Below are 23,040 nucleotides of genomic sequence, written 5' to 3'. Positions count from 1 at the left end.
ATGAAAATAAGTTTATTAAAAAAATGAAATAAAGCTTCATTACAGCTTGCTTTGAAAAAAACATGAGTTTCTAAGTTTAACATATTTTGATTTCCCATTACAACAGTTATTATAATTATTTCGAGTTATTTTCTAATTGGTTTTAACGATACTAACGCTATTGGTTTGTTGTTGTTTTTTATTATTGGAATTTTAAGTTTGGGTGTTTATGAAATAGTAAATCTTGATGCTTTGTTTTGTGAAGATTTCAATAAGGGAATTATGAATTTAGAAAGAAGAAAAGGTTCTAATTATTGAGAAATATTTTTCAATAGATTATTAGCAAACAAGACTTTAACAATTAGTTACCTATTTATATTGTCACTAATAATGCTGATAGTTTGCTCAATAAAAATTCCATATGAAATGAATAATTATCCTTTTATAGTGTTTATATTACTACCAATTGATTTTTTAATCACCGCTGTGTTTCTTTTTGTATTTGCTTTTTTAAAAAATAAGATTACGTTATCTGTTTCTTCATTATTTTTTATCTTGTGTTTGTTTTTACCATTATTTGGTATGGGTTCAATATTATTAATACCCAAAGATATTCTATTATCATCATCTCTAGTAGAAACAATTTCTCTTAATGTAGAATATGATTCCGATCAATCTTTCAAAGCCGGAAGTGAAAAAGATTCACTAGCACAAAAAATATTAAGCGAAGGCTATCTTTCCAATCAAATATTGAATAAAAAATATATTGGTGAAAACCAAGAATCAGGAAAAAAAACAGGGTTTGATAAGTATTCTTTCTTTATCATAGAAAACGGAATTTATGACATCGAAACAATTAATAAAGTTTTCTCAGAAGATGATGTTGATGATGAAAAAGAAAGTTTGGAAATTAACCCTGAATTTAAAAACACAATTATCTACAAGATAAATGAAGGGATTTATAACAATAAGCATTTATTTGACAGTCTTTCAACTGATTATAAAAATTCTGTAAACGTTATTGATGCTTTTAATAAAAATAACTCTTCATTTTTATTAAAAGAAATTGAAAAAGTATCAAAAATAATTGAAAATGAGTTTTTTAATTCAGAAAGTCAAAAATGAAATGAAATTATATTAAATTTTGCTAAAAGAGCATTCACAAACAATTCAATATTTTCTTCAAATTCGCCACCTAAGTTTTATTCAAAAAATATTTCAAGCAAATTGGGAATTTGAGGTAATAGGGATTGAAACAATAAACTAGATGGTTATGCACAAAAAGGTGAAGTGCAAATACCAGTTGGTTTGCAAGCATGAAACCAGCTATCAAATTTGATTGCTATTAACACATTAATGAAAACTAGACCAATTAATTTTGATAAAGATGAAATAAGTTCAATTAAAAAATATATTTATGTATTGCCAGGTATATTAACTTATTCAAGTATTATATCACCTAACTTTTTTGTTGAAGATTGACAAAAAATAAAAAACTTTGAAAACTTTTTTTGGAAATGGATTTTTGCTAATTACTCTGTTGATAGTAATTTCATAAATAGTTCTGAAGAAGAGGAAAGTAATCAAATATTAAAATTTAATCCAGTGCAAATGGTTCCGAGTCTCAATAAATCGTTAATCAAAAACTTTTATAACCCTGTTGTGTATCAATTAGTTTTAGTGTTAATAAGTACAATAATAACAGGTGCTGGATTTTGTATATTTACGCGTAGGCTAATTCGTTAAACTTATTGTCAAAAAACTACCAGTAATAACAAAAATAAACTAAATAGTTTGTTGTCAACTAACGCTAACCTGAGTTAGCGTTTTTTAGTTAAGAATATAATTTTTTAAGTATACAAAAAATAATAAAAAATGTTTTTATTAAATAATTCTTAATTGCAATTTTTGTGTTCACTTTTCTTGACAAGATCAAACAAACAAAAAGCAATTCCAAAAATGGAATTGCCTATTTTTTATAAAAAAGTATTTTGGATACTTGCGAAAATATCTTCGCTTGCAATAATTCTTTTTTAATTATATTTAATTAGTTTCAACTTTAATACCAGGACCCATTGTTGTTGAAAGTGAAATATTAATAATATAATCACCTTTAACAGTTTGTGGTTTAACTCTTCTAATTTCGGCTTTCATAGCTTCATAGTTTTGTGTTAATTGTTCTGGTGTAAAAGATGCCTTACCAATAATTGTGTGGATGTTTCCTTCTTTATCAGCACGGTATTCAATTTTACCTTTTTTAATTTCGTCAATAGCTTTTGTTACATCAACAGTTACTGTTCCTGTTTTAGGGTTAGGCATTAAACCTTTTGGTCCTAAAATTTTACCAATAGCTCCTAATTTTGCCATCATTTCTGGTGTAGCTACTATTATATCAAATTCAAATCAGTTTTCTTTTTGAATTTTTTGAATCAATTCTTCCCCACCAACAAAATCAGCTTTTGCCTCTTGAGCTTCTTTAACTTTAGTATTTGTTAAAACTAAAATCTTTTGTGATTTACCAGTACCAGCTGGTAAAACTATTGCTCCACGAATTTGTTGGTCTGCTTTTCTTGGATCGATATTTAGATTAAAACTTAACTCAACAGTTGAATCAAATTTAGTAGTTGCAGTTTCTTTAGTTAACTTGATAGCTTCTTCTAAAGAGTAAACTTTATGTTTTTCTACTAATGCATTAGCATTATTCATTCTTTTTGAAATTTTAGCCATTAGTTAACTTCCTCCATACCTTCAACTTTGATTCCCATATTTTTTGCAGTACCTGCAATTATTTTCATGGCAGCTTCAACTGTGTTAGCATTTAGGTCTATTAATTTGTATTCAGCTATTTCTTTAATTTGAGCAGCTGATACAGATCCAACTATTTTAGCTTTAGCATTACTTGAACCTTTTTCAATTCCTGCTGCTTTTTTTAATAAAATAGCTGCTGGTGTTGTTTTTAGTATAAAGTCAAATGACTTATCATCATAAGCTGTAATAACTACAGGAACAACATCTCCTGCACGATCTTTTGTAGCGTCGTTAAACTGTTTTGTAAACTCAGGCATGTTAATTCCTAAAGAAGCTAACTCTGCTCCTGGTTTTGCTTGCATCGCCATAAATTCTAATTTCGCGATACGTGTGATTTTTTTAGCCACGGGCTATTCCTCCTAATGTAAATTTTAGTCGGCTGTTTTTTACTCGCTGTGGTACATGTGAAGCATTAGACACTTCTCCCACAATAAAAATCAGTCTATTTAATTATAGCATGTTTTATTTTTGAGTAAATTATTTATTTGGCTTAGATAACAAATTTAAATAATTTTGTTTAAATATTTTACTTTTTAAACTTATTATTTCATGGTTGCTTGATAAGTTGTTAATATCATTTTCTATATACTTTAATTCTTTTGTAAAATTATATAAATGTCAAGAAGTGTGTTCATCCTCTATTGAGTGCAATGCTTGAATAATACTTTGTGATAAAGTTTTTTGAACAAGATTGTCATTTATTAATAACTCAAAAATTAAGTTTGGATTATTTTTTGAGTTATTGTTTATTAAAAAATATTGACTATTTAAATCGAAAGCAAATGCTTGATTAATTAATTCATTTGATAAATTATTTGGTATTTTATATATTAATTGATTTTTGCTATTTACACTTCAAGTTGCTTTTTTTAAACCTTTTTTATATATAAATAAAGTTTGAAATTTCTTTTTTGACAAATCTATATTTTCATCAAATATGACAAATCTATCAAATGAATCAATTCTTAAAATATCTTTTTTATTCTCTGGTTTATACTTGGCTAAAAAAAGTGATTCATTATCTAAATTTATACTAGATCTTAGCGTGTTTTTAAAATAGTGCTTAACTACTTCATTTAAAAAACAATTTTTAAAATAAGGTTGATTTATTATGTTTTGAAAAAAAGATTTTTTAGTTAAAACTTCAATCTTATTATTTTTAAAAAATAAATCTATTTCAACCATAATAAAAAATGTATTATATTCTAAAACATCTTTATTGGGTTTAAACTTGAAAGCTCTATTTCAATTAGAAGAAGAAAATGAATCATTAATTATGTTTTGAGGTAATGTATCAAATTCTAAATCACCAATTAAAAACTTTTTATTTTTTAAATCTTCAGTTATTTGAATTAATATGTTTTTAGTGAATAAATAATACATCTAAATTAGTTGGGAATATAAAAAAATTGCCATAGCAATTTTTGTGATTGGTTAAATTACTTAACTAATAATTTAGTAACTTCTAAAGCTAGCGGCTCTTTACCTAATACACATCAAATCATTATTAAGATAAGTCCAATAAAAGTTATTGATATTAAAACAAAAAATATTCCATAAACTAATGCTTGCACTCTATTTGATGCTTGAGGTGTACCTAACAACATTTGTCCTACTAATGGTTTGTCTAACAGTCATAATACCAAAGGTAGAATACCAACAGTTATAACACCTAAAAAACCATTTAACAATGTTGATAAAGCTCTTTTCAAAATGTCCATAATTCCCGATCCTTTCTTTTAAAATAATTATAGCATATTCTTATTTTAAATATATTTTCCCTGAGCCAGTGATGCATTGCCACCACCCTTTGGTTGTTTTTCTAGGGATTTAAATATGTCTATTGCTTTATATTTGTCTTGAATGTCTTGTGTAACTCCTACTACAACAAAGTTCTGATCTGTTGTTTTTGAAAAAACTTTTATTATCAATCTATCATATTTGTTTTTATACTCATCAATTAAAACTTTAATTACAGGTATATTTAAACCTTCTGCTTCAATTGTTACATAATTAACTCCTTCAACTAATTCTGGTTTATAGTTTTTGTAAAGATTAATTTTTTGTTCAGATTGTAAATCTAAAACTCTCTTTTCAAATACTTTAAATTTATCATTTAAAGTTACAAGTTTTGACTTCAAAATTTCATAATTTAATTTTGAAATTTCAAGTTTATTAACATATTCAAATATTTCTTCTAATTCTTTGGATTCCAAAATATTTTTAAGGTTATTATATTTAGTTTTGATTTCACTTATCTTTTGTAAATATATTTTAAATTCTTCTTTTATATACTTTGAAATAGTTTTAAAAGATGTTAAACACTTTATTCTATAAACTCCGCTTCCTTTTGACTGTATACTAGTCACTAATAATTCTTCAATGTCTTTGGTATTTTTTACATGTGTTCCACCACACAATTCACTAGAAAAATCGCCAAACTTTACAACCCTAACTATCTCATCATATTTTTCAGCAAAAAATGCTAAAGCTTTATACTTGTTTGTAGCATCTTGAATAGAACAAAAATAAACTTCCCTTTTAATTGATTCATGAATTTTTGTATTAACTAAATCTTCAACTTTTTTCAGATCTTCTTGAGTTATAGATTCATTGTATGTAAAATCCATTCTTAATCCAAATTCGTCATTATATGAACCAGATTGCATAACATCATGTCCTAAAACTGCTCTTAAAGCTGAATGAATAATATGCGTTCCTGAATGATTTTTCATTGTCAGAACTCTTTTTTCATGATCCACAATAGCATCAACAACATCACCAACACTTAACTCCCCAGTGACATTTACTGAGTGAATATTTTGATTTTTTGGACCTTGTTGAGTATCAGTTACTTTAAATTCAATACCATTTTTTACCAATACACCAGAATCACCTACTTGCCCACCTTTTTCAGCATAAAATGGGGTTTTATCTAAAATTACAAATACATTTTTATTATTAACTTTTTGAACTGAACCATTCTCATCGAATATATAAAGAACTCTAGCTGAATTGTGTATTGTTTCTTCTCAACCTGTAAATTCAGAAGTAATATTTAATTTTGTAAACAATTCGTTTTGATTATCTCAAGCTTTTAACTCTTTTCTTGATTCTCTAGCCTGTTGTTTTTTTAAATCCATTAATTTATAAAATTTATCAATATCTACTTTAACTTTTTTTTCTTCAGCAATTTCTAAAGTTTGTTCAACTGGATAACCATATGATTCAAATAATAATAAAGCATCTTCACCAGATACTATTTTTTTAGAAAAAATAATTTTATTTAAAACTTCATAACCTTTATTTAAAGTTAGCAAAAACTTTTCTTCTTCTGTTTTAATTGTTTTAATAATTAATTCTTTTTTATCAATTAAGTATGGATAAAAATCAGACATTGATTCGATGACACAATCAACTAAAGTGTATAAGAATGTATTTTCTATTCCTAAATTTAAACCTTTAATTAAAGCTCTTCTAATAAGTCGTCTAATAATATACCCACGTTCTTTATTACCTGGAAAAACTCCATCAGCAATTGCGAAACTAGTTGCTCTAACATGATCAGCAATAACTTTAAAATTTGTGTTTATTTTAGTTTGTTCTTTTTTTGGGTTGGTATAGTTTTCAATTGAATATGAAAAATTATTTTTTGTTAATGATTGAATTTTATTTATTGTAGGTCAAAAAATGTCAGTTTCAAAGTTAGTTGGTGTATCTTGAAAAATAGAAGCTATTCTTTCTAAACCAGCTCCAGTATCTATATTTCTTCTCGGTAAATCAGAATATTGATTTGTTCCATCATTATTAAACTGTGAAAAAACAATATTTCATATTTCGATATATCGATCATTTTCAATATCTTCTGATAATAATTTTGTACCTTTTTTTTCTTTATCTCATTTTTCACCACGATCAAAAAATATTTCAGTGTTTGGACCACAAGGACCTTGACCAACATCTCAAAAGTTTGTTTCTCTGTTCATTTTAAAAATATGATCGGGTTTGATTTTGATTATGTTAATTCAAATATCATATGCTTCAGGATCTTCTTCAAAAACTGTTATGTACAGTTTATTTTTATCAATTGCAAATCATTTTTCACTTGTTAACAATTCTCAAGCAAATTCAATAGCTTCTTTTTTAAAATAATCCCCAATAGAAAAATTACCTAACATTTCAAACATTGTGTGGTGTCTAGCTGTAACACCAACATTCTCAATATCATTAGTTCTTATTGCTTTTTGCGAATTTGTTAATCTTGGTGCTGGTGGGTTTTTTCTACCGTCAAAATATGGTTTTAAGGTTGCAACTCCAGAATTAATTCAAAGCAAAGATGGATCTTCAACAGGTATTAAACTAACTGGTTGTAAAAAGTGATGATTTTTACTTTTAAAAAAGTTAAGTCACATATTTCTAATTTCTTTGGTTGATAATTTTTTCATGGTTCTCCTTATATTCTTTATTTATTATAACTTATATGTTTTTCTCTATGATTAATTCACATTATTAAATATTGATTGATTTAATAATATTCTTGGAATGTTTTGGGTAGTAGGGTTTTGTGTTAAAATCATATTATAAAATAAATAGGTAATTAGAAAATGAAAAATAAAATATTTAAAAAACTTATCTTAATAGACTTAGATGGTACAACTTTAATGGATGACCATATTTCCATTCATCCTAAAACTCGAAGTTCATTAGAAAAAGCAACTCAAGCAGGTCATATAGTTTGTATTTGTACTGGTAGAGTCTCAAGAGATGCCGAAAAAATATATAAAGACCTTAATATGTCAACTATACTTGTGTCACTAGATGGTGGTCATATATCAGATCCTGTTCACAAGCAATTTAAAAGAATAGTTCTACCAATAAGTGAAACAATTATTAAACAAATATTCAAACATGAAGTATTAAATGATTTAATAGATAATGCTGTTGTTGAATATTATAACCACGGTATGTCTTTAAATCCTAAAGATAAATTTTTTGTAGTTGATACAGAAGATAAAACTGAAATGGGAGATATTATCAATGATTGAAAAGGCCCTGCAAGTAACTTAATAATAAAACTTAAGTCTAATACTAATTTTAAGTATGTAGTTGATACACTAAAAAAAGATTTTGGTAATTCTGTTATAGTTAAATCTGATTTAATTTATGGTATTGAACACATTAGTGAAAAACCAATACTTATAATTAATAATAAATTTGTTAATAAAGGTTTTGCAGCTGAAATGGTTGCTCAATATTACAACATATCTTTAAAACACACAATTGCATTTGGTGATCAACTAAATGATTATGAAATGTTAAAAACTGTTGGAACTAGTGTTGCTTTAAAAAATGCAAATCCAAAACTACAAGAAGTTGCTTCTATCATTACTGATTTAACAAACAATGAAGGCGGTGTTGGAGACACATTAGATAAATTATTAAACTTATAAAAGCATTAATAAGAATAGATATAATTACAAGCACTGATTCATGTTTATTTTTTTCTAATTATTCCCTTATATCTAGTTGTTGACATTATTGTTTCTTTAATACCTTGAACTCCAAAACCAGAATCTTTAACACCTAAAAATGGTAAAACATCAGGTCCTCGTTGAGTTCTACGATTAATATTGATAGTTCCAACTTCTAATTTAAAGGCTAACTCATAAGCTAATTTTTCATCTTTAGAATAAATTGTTGTTTGAAGCCCAAAATTCGACTCATTAGCAACTTTAATCATATCATCAATTGTTTCAACTCTAATTATTGGTAATATAGGTCCAAAAGGTTCTTCTCAAGCCACTTTAGATTTTAGTGCGACTTTATCTAATAATACTGGTCAAATCAAATTTTCTTTACGCTTAATACTAGTTAAAGCAATTGCTTGATGTCGTATTGCATCATTGATTAGTTCTTCAACATAATCAGCACTTTTTTTATCAATCAGTGGAACTATTGTTGAATTTTCAGTTGGCAGACCAACAGTTAATTTTTCTACTTCTAACTTTAATAAAGGTGAAATTTTATCTGCTATAGCATTTGTTGTTATAACTCTTTTTATTGCAGTGCATCTTTGTCCAGAATAACTAAATGCGCCAGCAACTATATCACTTGCAATATTTTCAAGATTATGATCATCTAAAATAATTGCTGCATCCTTCCCACCAAGTTCAAAAACTAAATCTTTTGATGAAGCTAATTCTTTTATTCTATTTCCTACGCCTACTGATCCAGTAAAGGAAATAAAATCAATTTCATTATTTTTAACTATATCATCACCAATATCTTTTCCTTTTCCTGTAACAACATTTAAAACCCCAGCAGGAATACCAGCTTCAATAGCTAATTCAATTAGTCTAATACCAACAATAGAACCTTGAGTTGCTGGTTTAAATACAAATGTATTTCCAGTCAAAATACCTGGAGCTAATTTGGAGATACTCAAATTAACAGGATAGTTGAATGGTGAAATAGCAACTCCAACACCTTTAGGAATCCTGTGGTATTCAGCATAAATATTTTCTTGTATCCCATTGTAGGTATTGTCAAAAGTTAATAACTCCATATTTTCAAATTCACTGATTGTTAAATCAATATACTCACCGGTTCTAATAATTTCTGATAATGCATCTTTATGTGATTTTGCAACTTCGCTAACTAGTATTTGTGCTAACTCTTCTTTATTTAACAATATTAATTTTTTTCAGTTAACTAATATTTCTTTTCTTTTTTCTACATTTAATGCACTTCATATTTTAAAAGCTGATCTAGCTGATTTAAAAGCTTCATCAAGTTCAATTTTAGTTAAAGCTGAAACTTGTGCATAGACTTGATTTGTTGATGGATTGATTATTTCTAATCAATTTCCATTATCTATTTTTTTATTATTTATTATTGAATGATATTGTTTCATACGCGTCTCCTTTTATCATAAGTTGATTATAAAACATTACACTAACTATAAAGCAAGTAAAAATAAAAAAACTCCTAAAAAAGAGTTCTTTTATTTCTTAAATTTTAATTAAGCTTCAATACCTGTAACAGTTCCAGCACCAATAGTTCTTCCACCTTCACGGATTGAGAATTTAGTTCCTTCTTCCACAGCGATAGGTTTGATTAATTCAACAATTAATTCAACATTATCACCAGGCATAACCATATCGATTCCTGCAGGTAAGATTACTTCACCAGTAACATCAGTTGTACGGAAGTAAAACTGCGGACGGTATTTATTAAAGAACGGTTTGTGACGTCCACCTTCTTCAGTAGTTAATGCATATACAGATGCTTTTAATTTAGTATGAGGTTTAATAGTTCCAATTTTAGCTAAAACTTGTCCACGTTCAATACTGTCTCTATCAACACCACGTAATAATGCTCCAACATTATCCCCTGCTTCAGCAAAGTCTAATAATTTTCTAAACATTTCTAAACCAGTAACAACAGTTTTTGAAGCTGCTGGGTGTAATCCAACGATTTCAACTTCTTCGTTAACTTTAACAGTTCCACGTTCAACACGTCCAGTTGCAACAGTTCCACGACCTGTAATAGTAAATACATCTTCTACAGGCATTAAAAATGTTTTGTCTGAATCACGAGGTGGAGTGGGGATGTATTCATCAACTGCTGCCATTAATTCTTCAATTGCAGCAACTCATTTAGCATCACCATTTAGTGCTCCTAAAGCCGACCCTCTAATAACAGGTGCTCCATCTCCATCAAAGTCATAAGCAGATAATAAATCTCTAACTTCCATTTCAACTAAGTCGATCATCTCTTCATCATCAACCATATCACATTTGTTTAAGAAAACAACGATTTTTGGAACTCCAACTTGTCTTGATAACAAGATGTGTTCACGAGTTTGAGGCATAGGTCCATCAGTTGCAGCAACAACTAATATTCCACCATCCATTTGAGCAGCACCGGTAATCATGTTTTTAACATAATCGGCATGTCCAGGACAGTCTACGTGAGCGTAGTGTCTTTTTTCAGTTTTATATTCAACGTGTGATGTATTAATAGTAATACCACGTTCTCTTTCTTCTGGAGCATTATCGATATTTGCGTAATCTTTAAACTCTGCTCCACCTTTTGCTGCTAATACTTTTGTAATTGCAGCTGTTAAAGTAGTTTTACCGTGGTCAACGTGTCCAATAGTACCAATGTTAACGTGGGGTAAACTACGATCAAATGCTTCTTTTGCCATTTGTTTATTTCTCCTTGTATAGTTTTTGCGATATTAGATTTACTTTCTAGTATCTTTACCGCCCCCGTAGGGGCGTTTCTATTAATTAATTATATATACTTATTGTTAATATTTAATGATAATAATTTAAATTATTTACCTGATTTTTTAATAATTTCTTCTGCTACACTCTTTGGTGCTTCTGCATAATGACTAAAGATCATAGTGTAGTTTCCACGACCTTGTGTAAATGAACGAAGTTCAGTGGCATAACCAAACATCTCAGTTAGAGGAACTTTAGACTTTACAGTTTGTGCATTACCTCTTTGTTCTGATCCTTCAATTAAACCTCTTTTTGATGAAATATTACCCATAACATCTCCATAATACTCATCAGGAATTGTTACTTCAACATTCATTATAGGTTCTAAAATAATTGGGTTCATTTTTTTTGCTGCTTCTTTAAGTGCAAATGATGCAGCAATTTTATATGCCATTTCATTTGAATCGACATCATGCATAGATCCATCAACTATTGTTGCTTTAACATCAATCATTGGGTATCCAGCAACAATACCATTTTGTAACGCTGACTCTAATCCATTACGTGCAGCATTGATGTATTCTTTTGAAACACGCCCACCAGTAATTTTGTCAATTCATTCAAAACCTTTATCGTGATTCGGTTCAAATTCAATAACAACGTGGCCATATGATCCACGTCCACCTGATTGCTTAACATATTTACCTTCTGATTTAGCTGGTAATTTAATTGTTTCACGATATGAAACTTGAGGTGCTCCAACATTTGTTTCAACTTTGAATTCTCTTTTCATACGGTCAACAATAATGTCTAAATGAAGTTCACCCATTCCTGCAATAATAGTTTGCCCAGTTTCTTCATCAGTAAATGTTTTGAAAGTTGGATCTTCTTCTGCAAGTTTAGATAAAGCTAATCCCATTTTTTCCTGATCAGCTTTAGTTTTTGGTTCTAAAGCTAATTGAATAACAGGTTCTGGGAATACCATTGATTCTAAAATGATTTCGTGTTTTTCATCAACTAATGTATCTCCAGTTGTAGTTTGTTTTAAACCAACTGCTGCAGCAATATCTCCAGCATACACTTCATCAATTTCATTACGGTTGTTGGCATGCATTTGTAAAATACGTCCTACACGTTCTTTCTCACCTTTTGTTGAGTTTAATACATAACTTCCTTTTTGTAGTACACCTGAATAAACTCTAAAGAAAGTTAGTTTTCCAACAAATGGGTCTGTCATAACTTTAAAAGCCAATGCTGAAAAAGGTTCTTTATCATCTGCTTTTCTTTCTGCTTCTTGCCCATTTGGTAAGACTCCTTTAATTGAAGGAACATCAAGTGGTGATGGAAGATAATCAATAACTGCATCTAATAATAATTTAACACCTTTGTTTTTAAAAGCTGAACCAGCTAATACTGGAAAGAATTCAGCTGATAGAACACCTTTACGAATTGCTAATTTTAATTCGCTAACTGTTATTTCTTCTCCATCTAGAAATTTCATCATTAATTCTTCATCATATTCAACAGCAGTTTCAACTAATTTATCTCTTAATTCTTGTGCTTGATCTAATAAGTCAGCAGGAATAGCAATATCAGTTGCTATTTCTTCTGCTTTACCATCAAAACTATAAGCTTTCATTTCAACTAAATCAATAAGTCCTGAAAAGTTATCTTCGGCACCAATGGGTAATTGAATTGGAACAGCTTTTGCCCCTAATCTATCACCAATTGATTTAACTGAATAAATAAAATCTGCACCAGTTTTGTCCATTTTGTTAACAAAAACTATACGAGGGACTCTATATGTTGTTGCTTGTCTTCAAACTGTTTCAGTTTGAGGTTCAACACCAGATTGACCATCAAGAACCGCTACAGCTCCATCAAGTACACGCAATGAACGTTCAACTTCAATAGTAAAGTCAACGTGACCTGGCGTATCAATTATGTTGAATCTATTATTATTTCAGAAGGCTGTTGTAGCTGCTGAAGTAATAGTAATACCACGCTCTTGTTCTTGTGCCATTCAGTCCATTTGTGAAGCTCCTTCATGAGTTTCACCAATTTTGTGAATTTTACCAGTATGGAATAATATACGCTCTGTTGTTGTTGTTTTACCAGCATCAATATGAGCCATAATACCAAAGTTTCGAGTGTTGTTTAGGCTATATTCTCTTGCCATTTTTTTCTCCTTATTTTGTGTATATATTTAAAATTGATAATATTATCAACGGTAATGTGCAAATGCTTTATTTGCTTCTGCCATTTTGTGAGTGTCTTCACGTTTTTTAACAGATCCACCCATGTTGTTTGAAGCATCAATAATTTCGTTAGCTAATTTAATAGTCATAACTTTTTCATTTCTTAATCTTGAATAACTAATTAATCAACGCAATGCTAAAGTAATTTGTCTTTCTGCTGAAACTTCAACAGGAACTTGATAGTTAGCACCACCAATACGACGAACTTTTAATTCTAAGTGAGGTTGAATGTTTTCAATTGCTTTATTAAAAATTTCAACAGGATCTTGACCAGTTTTTTCTTTTATGATATCAAATGCATCATAAATAATGGTTTGAGCAATACCCCTTTTACCATCTAACATAATTTTGTTAATGGCACGTGTAACTAATTTTGAGTTGTACTTTGGATCTGCTAAAACGTCTCTTTTTTCGGCTTGATTTTTACGCATGTTTTTTAGGCCCTTTCATTTTTTCTTGTTTAATCATAATTGTGGTTCATGTCAACGGTGTTATATTATTGATTATCTTTTATTTTTTAGGTTTTTTAGTTCCGTACAATGAGCGAGATTTTTGACGGTTATTTACAGATTGAGTATCTAGTGTCCCACGAACTATATGGTAACGTACTCCAGGTAAATCTTTAACTCTTCCACCACGAATAAGTACAACTGAGTGTTCTTGTAAGTTGTGCCCTTCTCCAGGTATATAAGCATTAACTTCCATTCCGTTTGTTAATCTTACACGTGCATATTTACGTAGGGCAGAGTTAGGCTTTTTAGGTGTCATTGTAGCAACACGAGTACATACTCCTCTTTTTTGAGGTGATGAAACTTTAGTTACTTTCTTTTTTAAAGAGTTAACCCCTCTATTTAGAGCAGGCGCTTTTGTTTTTCAAGTTTTAGCCTTACGATTTGTTTTGACTAATTGATTAATTGTTGGCATTTATATTTCCTCCCTTCACAATTCCGTGTGTGTTGAACTCACCAATAATAATTATAAAGCATTAATTTAAAAAAATAGTTATTTACTAAAAAATAATAACTTATTTTAAATCAGTTAACAAAACTTTAAAATAAAAACTATCTTTATGAGAAATAAAAAAAATAAAAACTACAGTTTATTAATTAACCAATACTATAAAAAGCTATGTTGATAATTCATACCTTCACATTCTATTATTATTGTATCAACTTATATGCGATTTAATTTATTGTTGTTTTGTTAGTGTTTAGACAGAAAAAATCTACCTCTCTATATAGAAATGTAGATTTTATTTTTCCTAGTTTACTAAGTTGTTCTTTTTGATCTTTCAGATTTAGTTTTAGCAGCAATATTTGCTTCAATCAAAGCAAGCTCACGTTTATTTGCTAACACAAAGTGATTGTCACTAACCTCAATAAAATCAGGAGTATCGAAAATATAATCATAATGTTCTTTATAGGGGTTATAATTGATTATCTTTTCATTAAATTTATAGTCAGGATCTGGCTGAGGAATTGCTGATAATAAACTTTTTGTATATGGGTGGTGTGGATTAGTAAACAACTCTTCAGAATCGGCCATTTCAACTATATCGCCATGATATATTACTGCAATTCTATCAGCAATAAATTTAACAACTGATAAATCATGTGTAATAAATAAATAAGTTAAGCCATACTCCTCTTTAAATTGTTGAAAAAGATTAAGAACTTGTGCTCTAATAGAAACATCAAGAGCCGAAATTGGTTCATCAGCAATAATAATTTTTGGTTTTAAAGCTAAACTTCTAGCAATTCCAATTCTTTGTTTTTGTCCGCCTGAAAATTCATGTGGGTAGCGAGATAAGTGTTCAGGAAGTAAGCCAACAGATTGTATTAATTTTAAAACTTGATATTTACGAATTTGGGCATTTTTAGCATTTGAACTAATATTAATTGAGCTATCTGGATTATTTGTGTTAAATCATTCAACATATTCAAACTTTAATTCTGGAGAATTATATAATTCAGGGAAGTTCTCGATTCCTTCTCCAACTACTTCCTCAACAGACATCCTTTCATTCAAGGAAGAACCGGGATCTTGAAATATCATTTGAATATTTTTGCGATTTTCACGCTTTTGTTGTTTTGTGGGAACTTTAAATAAATATGATTTATTAACTAAATCGTCAATTGGTGGTAGGCTTAAATATTCAATTAATTGTTGAATTGAAGAAATTTGGCGATCGGTCAATTCTACAGTTTTAGGAATTAAACTATTATAGTATTTAATAATTCTTTTATCTTTAATGTATTTGTCATCGATCGATTCATCTAATGATTCATCTAAGTTTTTTGTCAACATTTGTGTTAAAAGAGTATTACCAACTGAATTAATTAAGTTGGTGTGATCAATTTCAGGGTTATTGTATATTTTAATAAATTCTTTTTTAGTTATATAAATCATTCTGTAATATTTTTCAATTAAGTGTTTTCGTTTTTGCAATGGAGCAGAAAGGTCGAGATTTTGCTCTTCCAACTCCTTTGCAATTTTAATTCTTCTCGAAATTTTATCATTGTTTTCAATAATCAGGTTAAGCTTCTCGAAAATAAAATACATAAGAGTTTGAAAATTTTCTGGTGTTTTGTTCACAGATAGTTCTTTAATCTTTGTGCGAATTTCAACTAAATCAAAATAATCAAGACTCATTTTATCTTTAAGTTTATTAACAATATTTTTAGTGTCTTCATTTTTTTCAAGAATCGACATTTCTAAATCTTTTGAAATATCAGGAATGTATTCATGGATCCCTGTTATGAATTGATTAATTCGATCAAAATTCTTAACAATTTTTGTAACAAATTCTAAATTATCACCAACCAATTGATGAACTATGCTGAATGCTGAAGTAGAAAATATTTTTTTTCAGCTTGCTTTGCTTAACAACTCAGGTTTAGATTTAAATTTATTGTGTTCTTTTTTTAAATAAACAATAGTTCTTGTGATGTATGAGGTTGTTACTCGGTATTTGATATTTACATAATTGAGTTTTTTTACTATTTCTTTATTAATAGTATAAACAGAAGTTGGAGTACCAACCACAATTTGATTATCTAAATAGATTGAACCATCTTGAATATTTTGGACACCAGCTATTGCTCTCCCAATTGTTGTTTTACCAGATCCTGATTCTCCAACTAAGCCAAAAATTTCTTTTTTATATATGTCAAAATTTACACCTTTGACGGCTTTAAACTTGCGACCTTTTGATCTAAATTCAACCAACAAATCACGAACATTAAGTAAAACCTCTTTATCTTTGCTATGCTTAATCATGTGTTTTTACCTCTTTTGCTATATTTTCAAATTTAATTTTGGGTGTGTCAATTTTAATTTTTTTTGCTTTATCATGTAACAACCACGTTTTTGCAAAGTGAGTTTCAGTGACTTTAAACATTGGAGGTTCATAAATGTAATCAATTGCTAAAGCAAATTTATTTCGCGGTGCAAATGCATCACCTTTTATCTCATCGAATAAATTTGGTGGTGTTCCCGAAATGGAGTACAATGCTTTACCTTTTGTACCTAATTGTGGCAACGCTAATAGTAATGACCAAGTATATGGATGTTGAGGGTTCTTAAAAATTTCTTTATTTTTACCTATTTCAACTATTTGCCCTGCATACATTACAGCAATTCTGTCAGCAATATTTGCAACAACACCTAAGTCATGAGTTATAAAAATTACAGAAAAATTGTAAATGGCTTGTAATTCTTTAATTAATTTTAAAATTTGCGCTTGTATAGTTACATCAAGTGCTGTTGTTGGTTCATCACAAATAAGAATTTTAGGGCGCGATGCTAAAGCAATTGCAATAACAACTCTTTGTCTCATACCCCCTGAATAACTACTGGGGACATCTTTATATCTTTCTTTCGGATTAGGTATTCCAACTTGTTCTAAAAGTTTTAATGCTTCTTTCTTGGCTTCTTGACGTGAAAACCCAAGCTGTTTTCTAAGAACCTCTGATATTTGAAAACCAACGGTCAAAAGAGGGTTTAGAGAGGTCATCGGGTCTTGGAAAATTGTTGCAATTGTTTTTCCTCTAATTTGACGAATTGTTTTAGAGGCTTTAACTTTGTTTTGAAAAACAAGACCTTTAATTTGCTCTCAATCAAATAATAAGTTATTTACATGTTCACTATCAATATTTTCGTTATTACAGATTTTATTAAAGATTTCAAACAATTCTTTTTCTAAATGTGTCAAGTAAATTCTTGATTCAAAATAGTTTTTTATGTCATTTACTTTGTCATGTTCTTCTTGAACTATAGTAGATTTTTTTCTTAAATTATTATCCAAGTCTTCAATATTTAAACTTTCTTTAATAAATGATACAAGCGTTCTTATCATATTTTTATGAGATTTATTAATTTTTTCCACCTTTGCTTTATCGAGCTCCAATTTTCGTATTTGAGAATTAATTTCATTTAGTTCTTTATCTCTAAAATTGGATTGTAAAAATATTTCTTTCTCAACTTGCAAACTATCAATTTTTGCTTTAATACGGTTGATTTTTTTATGATTTTGTGTTTTTGAAAATTCGTTATTTTTTTCTTTAAATAGAATGAATTTTATGTTTAGAATTTCAATTTTGTTATTTAATGACTCAATACTTATTTTAGGATCAGAACCATCAATTGGATTTAAGTCCAAAATTCTTTTCTTTCTTTTTTTCAGTGTCTTAATTATTTTGTTATTTCGCTTATTTATAAATTTAATTACATTTGAGTCTATCAAAACGTTTTCAATATTAATAATGTCAAAAGGCTTCTTGAAATAATCAATCGTGCTTTCTTTTAGCGAATGAGGAGGGTTATAAATTATAGAACCATCACTTATTCAGCCATTGGAATCTAACATAGCCGTAAATGTTTTTGTGACAACTGACTTACCCGATCCAGATTCGCCAACAAGCGCTAATATTTCACCATCATAAAGATCAAATGATATATTTCTAATTGCTGTTAATATTCTATTTCTAACTTGGAATTTAACCTCCAAATCCTTAACTGACAAAATCTTTTTTAATTTTTGTTTTTCCATTTTGAATTCCTTTCTTTTGGATAAAATATATTTAAATTGTTATATCATTATATAAAGGTATGGGGGTTTTAAACAATGAATATAAATGAAAATAATGCACTTAATGAGAATAAAAGTATAGCAATTGGGTTAAATGCAGAAGATGAGAATACTGCCAAAAAAATAAAATTTAAAATTGCAAAAAAACTTAATTATCGTAACTACTTGTTTATAGTTTTTGTAGTTATATTGTGGGTAGCAATTGCATTTATAATTGACAAAATAGTAACCTGAAATACTGATTTTTCCTGAGAATTTACAACAACAACAGGGTCCTTTATCTGTTTTTTAATTTGAATAATCATTGGTTTTATTAGAAACAGAAGAACTGTTAGGTTTTATGGTGATCAACGTAGAAGATATGATTCAACATACACAATTGAAGAAGCTAAAAATCGAAAAAAAGCTAGAATAATTTTTTTAATAGGGCTAATTCTATTGATAGCTGGAATAATAAAACTTATAATAACTTTAACTAATCAATAATTTTAAAAAAATCACCTCTTATTTTAAATAAACATGTTCCATCAAGTGTGTGATTTATATTTTTTAAAATATTATTAATTACTTCATGATTCTTATAGAGCACTTTTTGATTTAAAACTTATTCTTTCAAAAATTATAATAGCCTATATATTCAAAAAAATTATTCTGTGTGTTCAAAGATCTTGGCTTTAAAGTTTTGAAATCACTAATTTTTTCAAACTAGTAAAAAAGTCTTATACGTTGCATTTGAAAAGATTGGAAAATTATAGAGAATTAATAGCAATTGCTATTTTGTTACAAAAACTTTGTGCTTCATTTGTGCTTCAATTTAAGTTGTTCAAGAACATTATTAAATAATAAATTTGTTGTTTTTATCTTAACGCTAGCTAACAACTTTTAAAGTATCTTTGAATTTTTTACATATAGTGTTAATTATTCAAAACAAACAAAACCAGTAATAACTTAAATCTTCACATCGTTCAAAAGACTTCAATTTGATTATTACACTTTGTATTTTCCATAAAAAAATCTCCCTTAGTCAAATACTATCAATAATATTTTTTTATTCTTGAAATACTATACTTAGGAGATTATTTTCATTCTTTTATTTAGAAGTTTTTTTAAATTGCCGATTGATAAAGAATTATTATTCAATTTTTAAGATTGTGAATTTTCAATAGGTTTTCCACTAGCAGCCTCAACTACTTTAACTGTAAATTTTTCATTAAATACAGCGCCCTCACAAACAACACTAAATATAACGTCTTTATCAGGATCAGTTGGAGCAACACCAGTTACTCGAATAGCATATAAGTAAAGACCATACTCAGGTTGTAACTGTTCAGGGTTTGGGGTTACAGCAACAATTTCAGCAACTGCTTTTGATGGATCACTAGAAGTAACTGTAATTGGAAAATCACCAGAATCTTCTTTTTTAACTAATGAGTAAGATACTGAAATAGTATTATCATTTCCATAATATGTTGAACCTTCCACAACATTAATTACTGCTGTTGTTGCAGTTATATTTTCAACAACTAAACTTGGAACATTTACTAATGGATTGGCTTTTTTAACAGCCATCAAAACTTCAACTTGTGTTGGTAAATCTTTATCTGGGGAAATAATAACATCTCCAAGTTCAACAATAGTTAGTAGTGAATTTAATTCTAATTTACTACCGCTGCTTGACGGAGTTGGCAATGTTCAGCCTTCTATTAACATTATTTCATTATCTAAAGTTTTACCAACTTCAATTTCATTTAGTGTATTAGTAAATGAAATAGTCTTCCCATTAAAAGCTGCTTCTATTTTTGCTTGATCCTCTTTACAAGAAACAACTAAGGTTGCAGTTGAAACCACAACAGATAAAGGGGTTAATAATAACAACATTTTTTTCATAAATAATTACCATTCAGTTTATTTTATAAATAAACTGTTCCCTTCTTTTTTATATGTGGGGTCAGCAGCCATTCTTGCACGCTCACCATTTAAAAAGTTAATTCACACTCGGTTTTGAGAACGACTTCACAATTTTTCATTCAATTTATATAAGAAAGTTCTGTCAGATGATGAACCATAGGTTGCATATGAACCAGATTGGTTTCTTATATAATTAACACTATATGAACGATATGCAGCGCTATTATATAAAGGTAGAATTAAAAAGTATTTATATAACAAATCATATTCTGCTTTAGAAAACTCATTATATCTTTTAGTAATGTTATGAACCTCTCCAAGATCAGTTGCTTTTACATTATCTTCATATGCTTTAAATTCAGCTAGTAATAACTGTGTAGCAGAATCGGGTGCGTTTCTTGAAATTTCAGTAACTTTATTGCCTTCACCACTTGTTGCAAACATTGTGGCAAATTGGTTTGCTGTTGATGTGTCATTATTAGCAATCGTGTACCCTTCAGGAATTGCTTTTTCATAAGTTGAAGAAGGCAATTTAGCGGCTAATGGATATTTAGTAATATCACCTTTTGCTTCTTTAAGTTTATTTAAAATTCTTTCACCACCAAAACGATCTGTATAATCACCCTTTATAAAGGTTGTACTTAAATAAGTGTATGGGTCAGCATAATCAGGTAATCATCCCGCTGTGTAAATATCTCATTTAGAAGCTCTAACACGTGCATTACCTTCATCACCAACAGGTTTGTCAAGTTCTAGATAAATTGGGTTATTTGGAATTGAACTATTAAACTGGTCAAGCATTGAATTTAAATAAGGATCTCCCCCATTTAAAAACCCGATTCTAACTCTTCCTTTATATTCTCCAGATTCAACAGTCTTCAGATTATTAATTTTAATATATTCTTTTATAGTATCAATTAGCTCAGATTGTTCTTTATTGACGTGTGCTTTTGATTGATTTAGAAAAGCATCACCACCTTGAGCAAAATCATTAGAATCTAAGCCTGATATTTGTGATGCTTGCTCATGGAAATATTCAACATAATCTTTATTTTGATCTACGGCATTTGTTGCTGTTGTTTGCGAAGTATATAAGTTAATTATGTTTTTTGAAGGCGTACCTGGGGTATCAAATTCTTCACTTAATTGTTTAATGTATCTAGACCTGTCAATTCCAGTTGAAATAAATGCTCTTGCCTCAGGAAGTTGCAATAATTTACTTGCACTTAGTGCCGTGTCATAATGCTCCTCATCATTTGGATTGTCAATGTAACCATTATAATAGTTATAAATAATAATTTCGCTTGAAGCCGATATTGGTCTTCCTACCTGAACACCTGGGAATATTGGGTTTTCACTATCTGAACCAATATATTTTGCCCAACCTTTTTTATCTCCGCTAGTCGCACCAGAAAGTCCAAACGCTTCTCTTTCACCTTTTTCAAATTGTAGTCTTGCAGTTTCGCTAGAAGTAGAAGCACCAGCAACATTTGTGTAAATTTGTTTTGTTATTGTTGTTAGGTTTCTAAAATAATAGTTAGGGTTTGCTTCATAAATCATTTCTTTAGTAAAATCTAATTTTGTAGGTAAATATGCACCACTGTAAACACCAGTTTCAGAAGGTTGGCCATCTGCCAATTTTCCACCTTTAACAATTTCTTCTGCTAAAGGAGAAAAAGCAATATAAGTTAGTAATGTTTCAAAATAAGGAGCCTCTTTTTTCAATTTAAATTCAACACTTCGTGTTTCATCATTTGTAATTAACCCATACCCGCCTGCAGAGACACTGATTTCTTGCTCTAATGTAGCATCTTTTTCCAGTTTGACTGGTTTTAGATTTGTATATCTTTGACCATCTTTTTCTCAAGTTATTTCTTTTGTTTCTGGGTCCTGCTCTAAAACATAATCCATATCTAGAATTTTGCTATTTGCAACAGGTTTACCATCAGTCCCTAGGGTATTTGGGTCATAAACAACTACTGAACCAGTTGCATAAACTTCGTTATATTTAATTGTCCCTCCATTTTCTTTCATACTGTTAATTTCTCTAACAATATCATAATAAACTTCTTTTAATGGTGTTCCTTCACTTTTCAATTCATTATTTTCAACAACTGGCGCTTTATAATAATTATTGCTGTCGAAAGGTTTATTAGCGTTTAAAGCTGACATCTTAGCAGATAATACAGTTTGCATAACGTCAGTATTTAAAATGAAAGCGGTTCATAAGTTATAAACTGCAGATTGAGAATTTAAATTTAAAACATACATTGCTGTGTTATCTCAGTCAGAAGCTTTAACCTTTCTCACTTTTTGACCATTAGCGTGTGATCAATAAGCATTATCTCTAACTGTATAGGTTCAATGTGATAAATCAATTGTTTCATCACTAGAATCATTGCCAACATAAATACTTTTCCCACCTTTTTCAGCAGATGCATAACCCGATTCAAAGGCATCACCATAAATTCTTCCGAATTGGTCGACAGACAAAGCACCTGCAAAAAGGTCGGCTAAGTATGATGTAGTTCCTCCATCATTATTATGGACAGGATTCCAAGAAGTAGGAGGTGTTTCAAAAGTTAAGTGTCGCACGCTTGTGTCAATTGATCGGTTAGCTAACTTTGATAAAGCAATCCCATCATTACACGAAACTACCGCTAAAGAAGAAGCTGAAATTGTTAAAGTAGATATTAATAAAAGTGGCATGCTTTTAGATTTTAAAAAACTTCTTAAGTTTTTGTTATTTTCGATATTTTTCATAAAT

17 protein-coding genes are annotated in these 23,040 nt (G+C 29.0%); 3 read left to right on the top strand and 14 right to left on the bottom strand.

Translation table 4 applies throughout. The features are described from left to right. On the top strand, positions 1–1,725 hold the full coding sequence (locus MCORR_RS01890; protein ID WP_104207901.1) for a hypothetical protein: 1,725 nt from the start codon (positions 1–3) through the stop codon (positions 1,723–1,725). 297 nt (positions 1,726–2,022) lie between these two features. Here MCORR_RS01890 and rplA read toward each other — a convergent pair whose 3' ends face one another. The 5 genes from rplA to alaS all read right to left on the bottom strand — a co-directional run bounded on the left by rplA (position 2,023) and on the right by alaS (position 7,232). After that, complete coding sequence (gene rplA / locus MCORR_RS01885; RefSeq protein WP_104207900.1) at positions 2,023–2,706, bottom strand: 50S ribosomal protein L1; 684 nt, start codon at positions 2,704–2,706, stop codon at positions 2,023–2,025. Then, on the bottom strand, positions 2,706–3,134 hold the full coding sequence (gene rplK / locus MCORR_RS01880) for a 50S ribosomal protein L11 (protein WP_104205822.1): 429 nt from the start codon (positions 3,132–3,134) through the stop codon (positions 2,706–2,708). Before rplK ends, rplA begins: the two co-directional genes overlap by 1 nt. A 130-nt stretch (positions 3,135–3,264) precedes the next feature. Next, a complete protein-coding gene (locus MCORR_RS01875) occupies positions 3,265–4,170 on the bottom strand; it encodes a hypothetical protein (RefSeq protein ID WP_146063412.1) in 906 nt (301 codons plus the stop codon). Between the two features lie 56 nt (positions 4,171–4,226). Beyond that, the gene (locus MCORR_RS01865; RefSeq protein WP_104207897.1) at positions 4,227–4,508 is read right to left on the bottom strand and encodes a hypothetical protein; all 282 of its coding nucleotides are present in this window, start codon (positions 4,506–4,508) and stop codon (positions 4,227–4,229) included. A gap of 45 nt (positions 4,509–4,553) precedes the next feature. Further along, on the bottom strand, positions 4,554–7,232 hold the full coding sequence (gene alaS / locus MCORR_RS01860) for an alanine--tRNA ligase (protein ID WP_104207896.1): 2,679 nt from the start codon (positions 7,230–7,232) through the stop codon (positions 4,554–4,556). Between the two features lie 159 nt (positions 7,233–7,391). On the opposite strand from alaS, the gene MCORR_RS01855 reads away from it, so the two are divergent. Then, positions 7,392–8,237: a Cof-type HAD-IIB family hydrolase gene (locus MCORR_RS01855; RefSeq protein ID WP_104207895.1), complete on the top strand. Its 846-nt coding sequence runs from the start codon at positions 7,392–7,394 to the stop codon at positions 8,235–8,237. 44 nt (positions 8,238–8,281) lie between these two features. On the opposite strand, the gene MCORR_RS01850 is transcribed toward MCORR_RS01855, so the two are convergent. From MCORR_RS01850 to oppD, 7 genes are all read right to left on the bottom strand, one after another. Then, the gene (locus MCORR_RS01850) at positions 8,282–9,700 is read right to left on the bottom strand and encodes an aldehyde dehydrogenase family protein (RefSeq protein ID WP_104207894.1); all 1,419 of its coding nucleotides are present in this window, start codon (positions 9,698–9,700) and stop codon (positions 8,282–8,284) included. 108 nt (positions 9,701–9,808) lie between these two features. Then, a complete protein-coding gene (gene tuf, locus MCORR_RS01845; RefSeq protein ID WP_104207893.1) occupies positions 9,809–10,996 on the bottom strand; it encodes an elongation factor Tu in 1,188 nt (395 codons plus the stop codon). Between the two features lie 131 nt (positions 10,997–11,127). After that, positions 11,128–13,197 (bottom strand): elongation factor G, encoded by a 2,070-nt coding sequence (gene fusA / locus MCORR_RS01840; RefSeq protein ID WP_104207892.1) that lies wholly within the window; start codon positions 13,195–13,197, stop codon positions 11,128–11,130. Positions 13,198–13,239: 42 nt separating this feature from the next. Then, positions 13,240–13,707 (bottom strand): 30S ribosomal protein S7, encoded by a 468-nt coding sequence (gene rpsG / locus MCORR_RS01835; protein WP_104205831.1) that lies wholly within the window; start codon positions 13,705–13,707, stop codon positions 13,240–13,242. 79 nt (positions 13,708–13,786) lie between these two features. Further along, positions 13,787–14,200, bottom strand: a complete 414-nt coding sequence (rpsL, locus tag MCORR_RS01830) for a 30S ribosomal protein S12 (RefSeq protein WP_104205832.1) — start codon at positions 14,198–14,200, stop codon at positions 13,787–13,789. A gap of 345 nt (positions 14,201–14,545) precedes the next feature. Beyond that, the gene (gene oppF, locus MCORR_RS03930; RefSeq protein ID WP_104207891.1) at positions 14,546–16,555 is read right to left on the bottom strand and encodes an oligopeptide ABC transporter ATP-binding protein OppF; all 2,010 of its coding nucleotides are present in this window, start codon (positions 16,553–16,555) and stop codon (positions 14,546–14,548) included. Further along, entirely contained in the window at positions 16,548–18,326 is a 1,779-nt protein-coding gene (gene oppD / locus MCORR_RS03925) for an oligopeptide ABC transporter ATP-binding protein OppD (protein ID WP_104207890.1), read from the bottom strand. The genes oppF and oppD overlap by 8 nt, the downstream gene beginning before the upstream one ends. A gap of 75 nt (positions 18,327–18,401) precedes the next feature. Here oppD and MCORR_RS01815 point away from each other — a divergent pair, with 75 nt between their 5' ends. Continuing rightward, positions 18,402–18,851, top strand: a complete 450-nt coding sequence (locus tag MCORR_RS01815) for a hypothetical protein (protein WP_104207889.1) — start codon at positions 18,402–18,404, stop codon at positions 18,849–18,851. 657 nt (positions 18,852–19,508) lie between these two features. Here MCORR_RS01815 and MCORR_RS01810 read toward each other — a convergent pair. Beyond that, the gene (locus MCORR_RS01810) at positions 19,509–20,252 is read right to left on the bottom strand and encodes a Vmc-like lipoprotein signal peptide domain-containing protein (protein WP_104207888.1); all 744 of its coding nucleotides are present in this window, start codon (positions 20,250–20,252) and stop codon (positions 19,509–19,511) included. Between the two features lie 18 nt (positions 20,253–20,270). Continuing rightward, positions 20,271–23,036 carry an ABC transporter substrate-binding protein gene (locus tag MCORR_RS01805; protein WP_104207887.1) on the bottom strand — a complete coding sequence of 922 codons (2,766 nt, stop codon included), beginning with the start codon at positions 23,034–23,036 and terminating at the stop codon, positions 20,271–20,273. Positions 23,037–23,040: the final 4 nt, after the last annotated feature.

The sequence above is a fragment of the Mesoplasma corruscae genome (assembly GCF_002930145.1).
Classification (GTDB): Bacteria; Bacillota_I; Bacilli_A; order Mycoplasmatales; family Mycoplasmataceae; genus Entomoplasma; species Entomoplasma ellychniae.
This window is presented reverse-complemented; position numbering and strand designations above follow the sequence as displayed.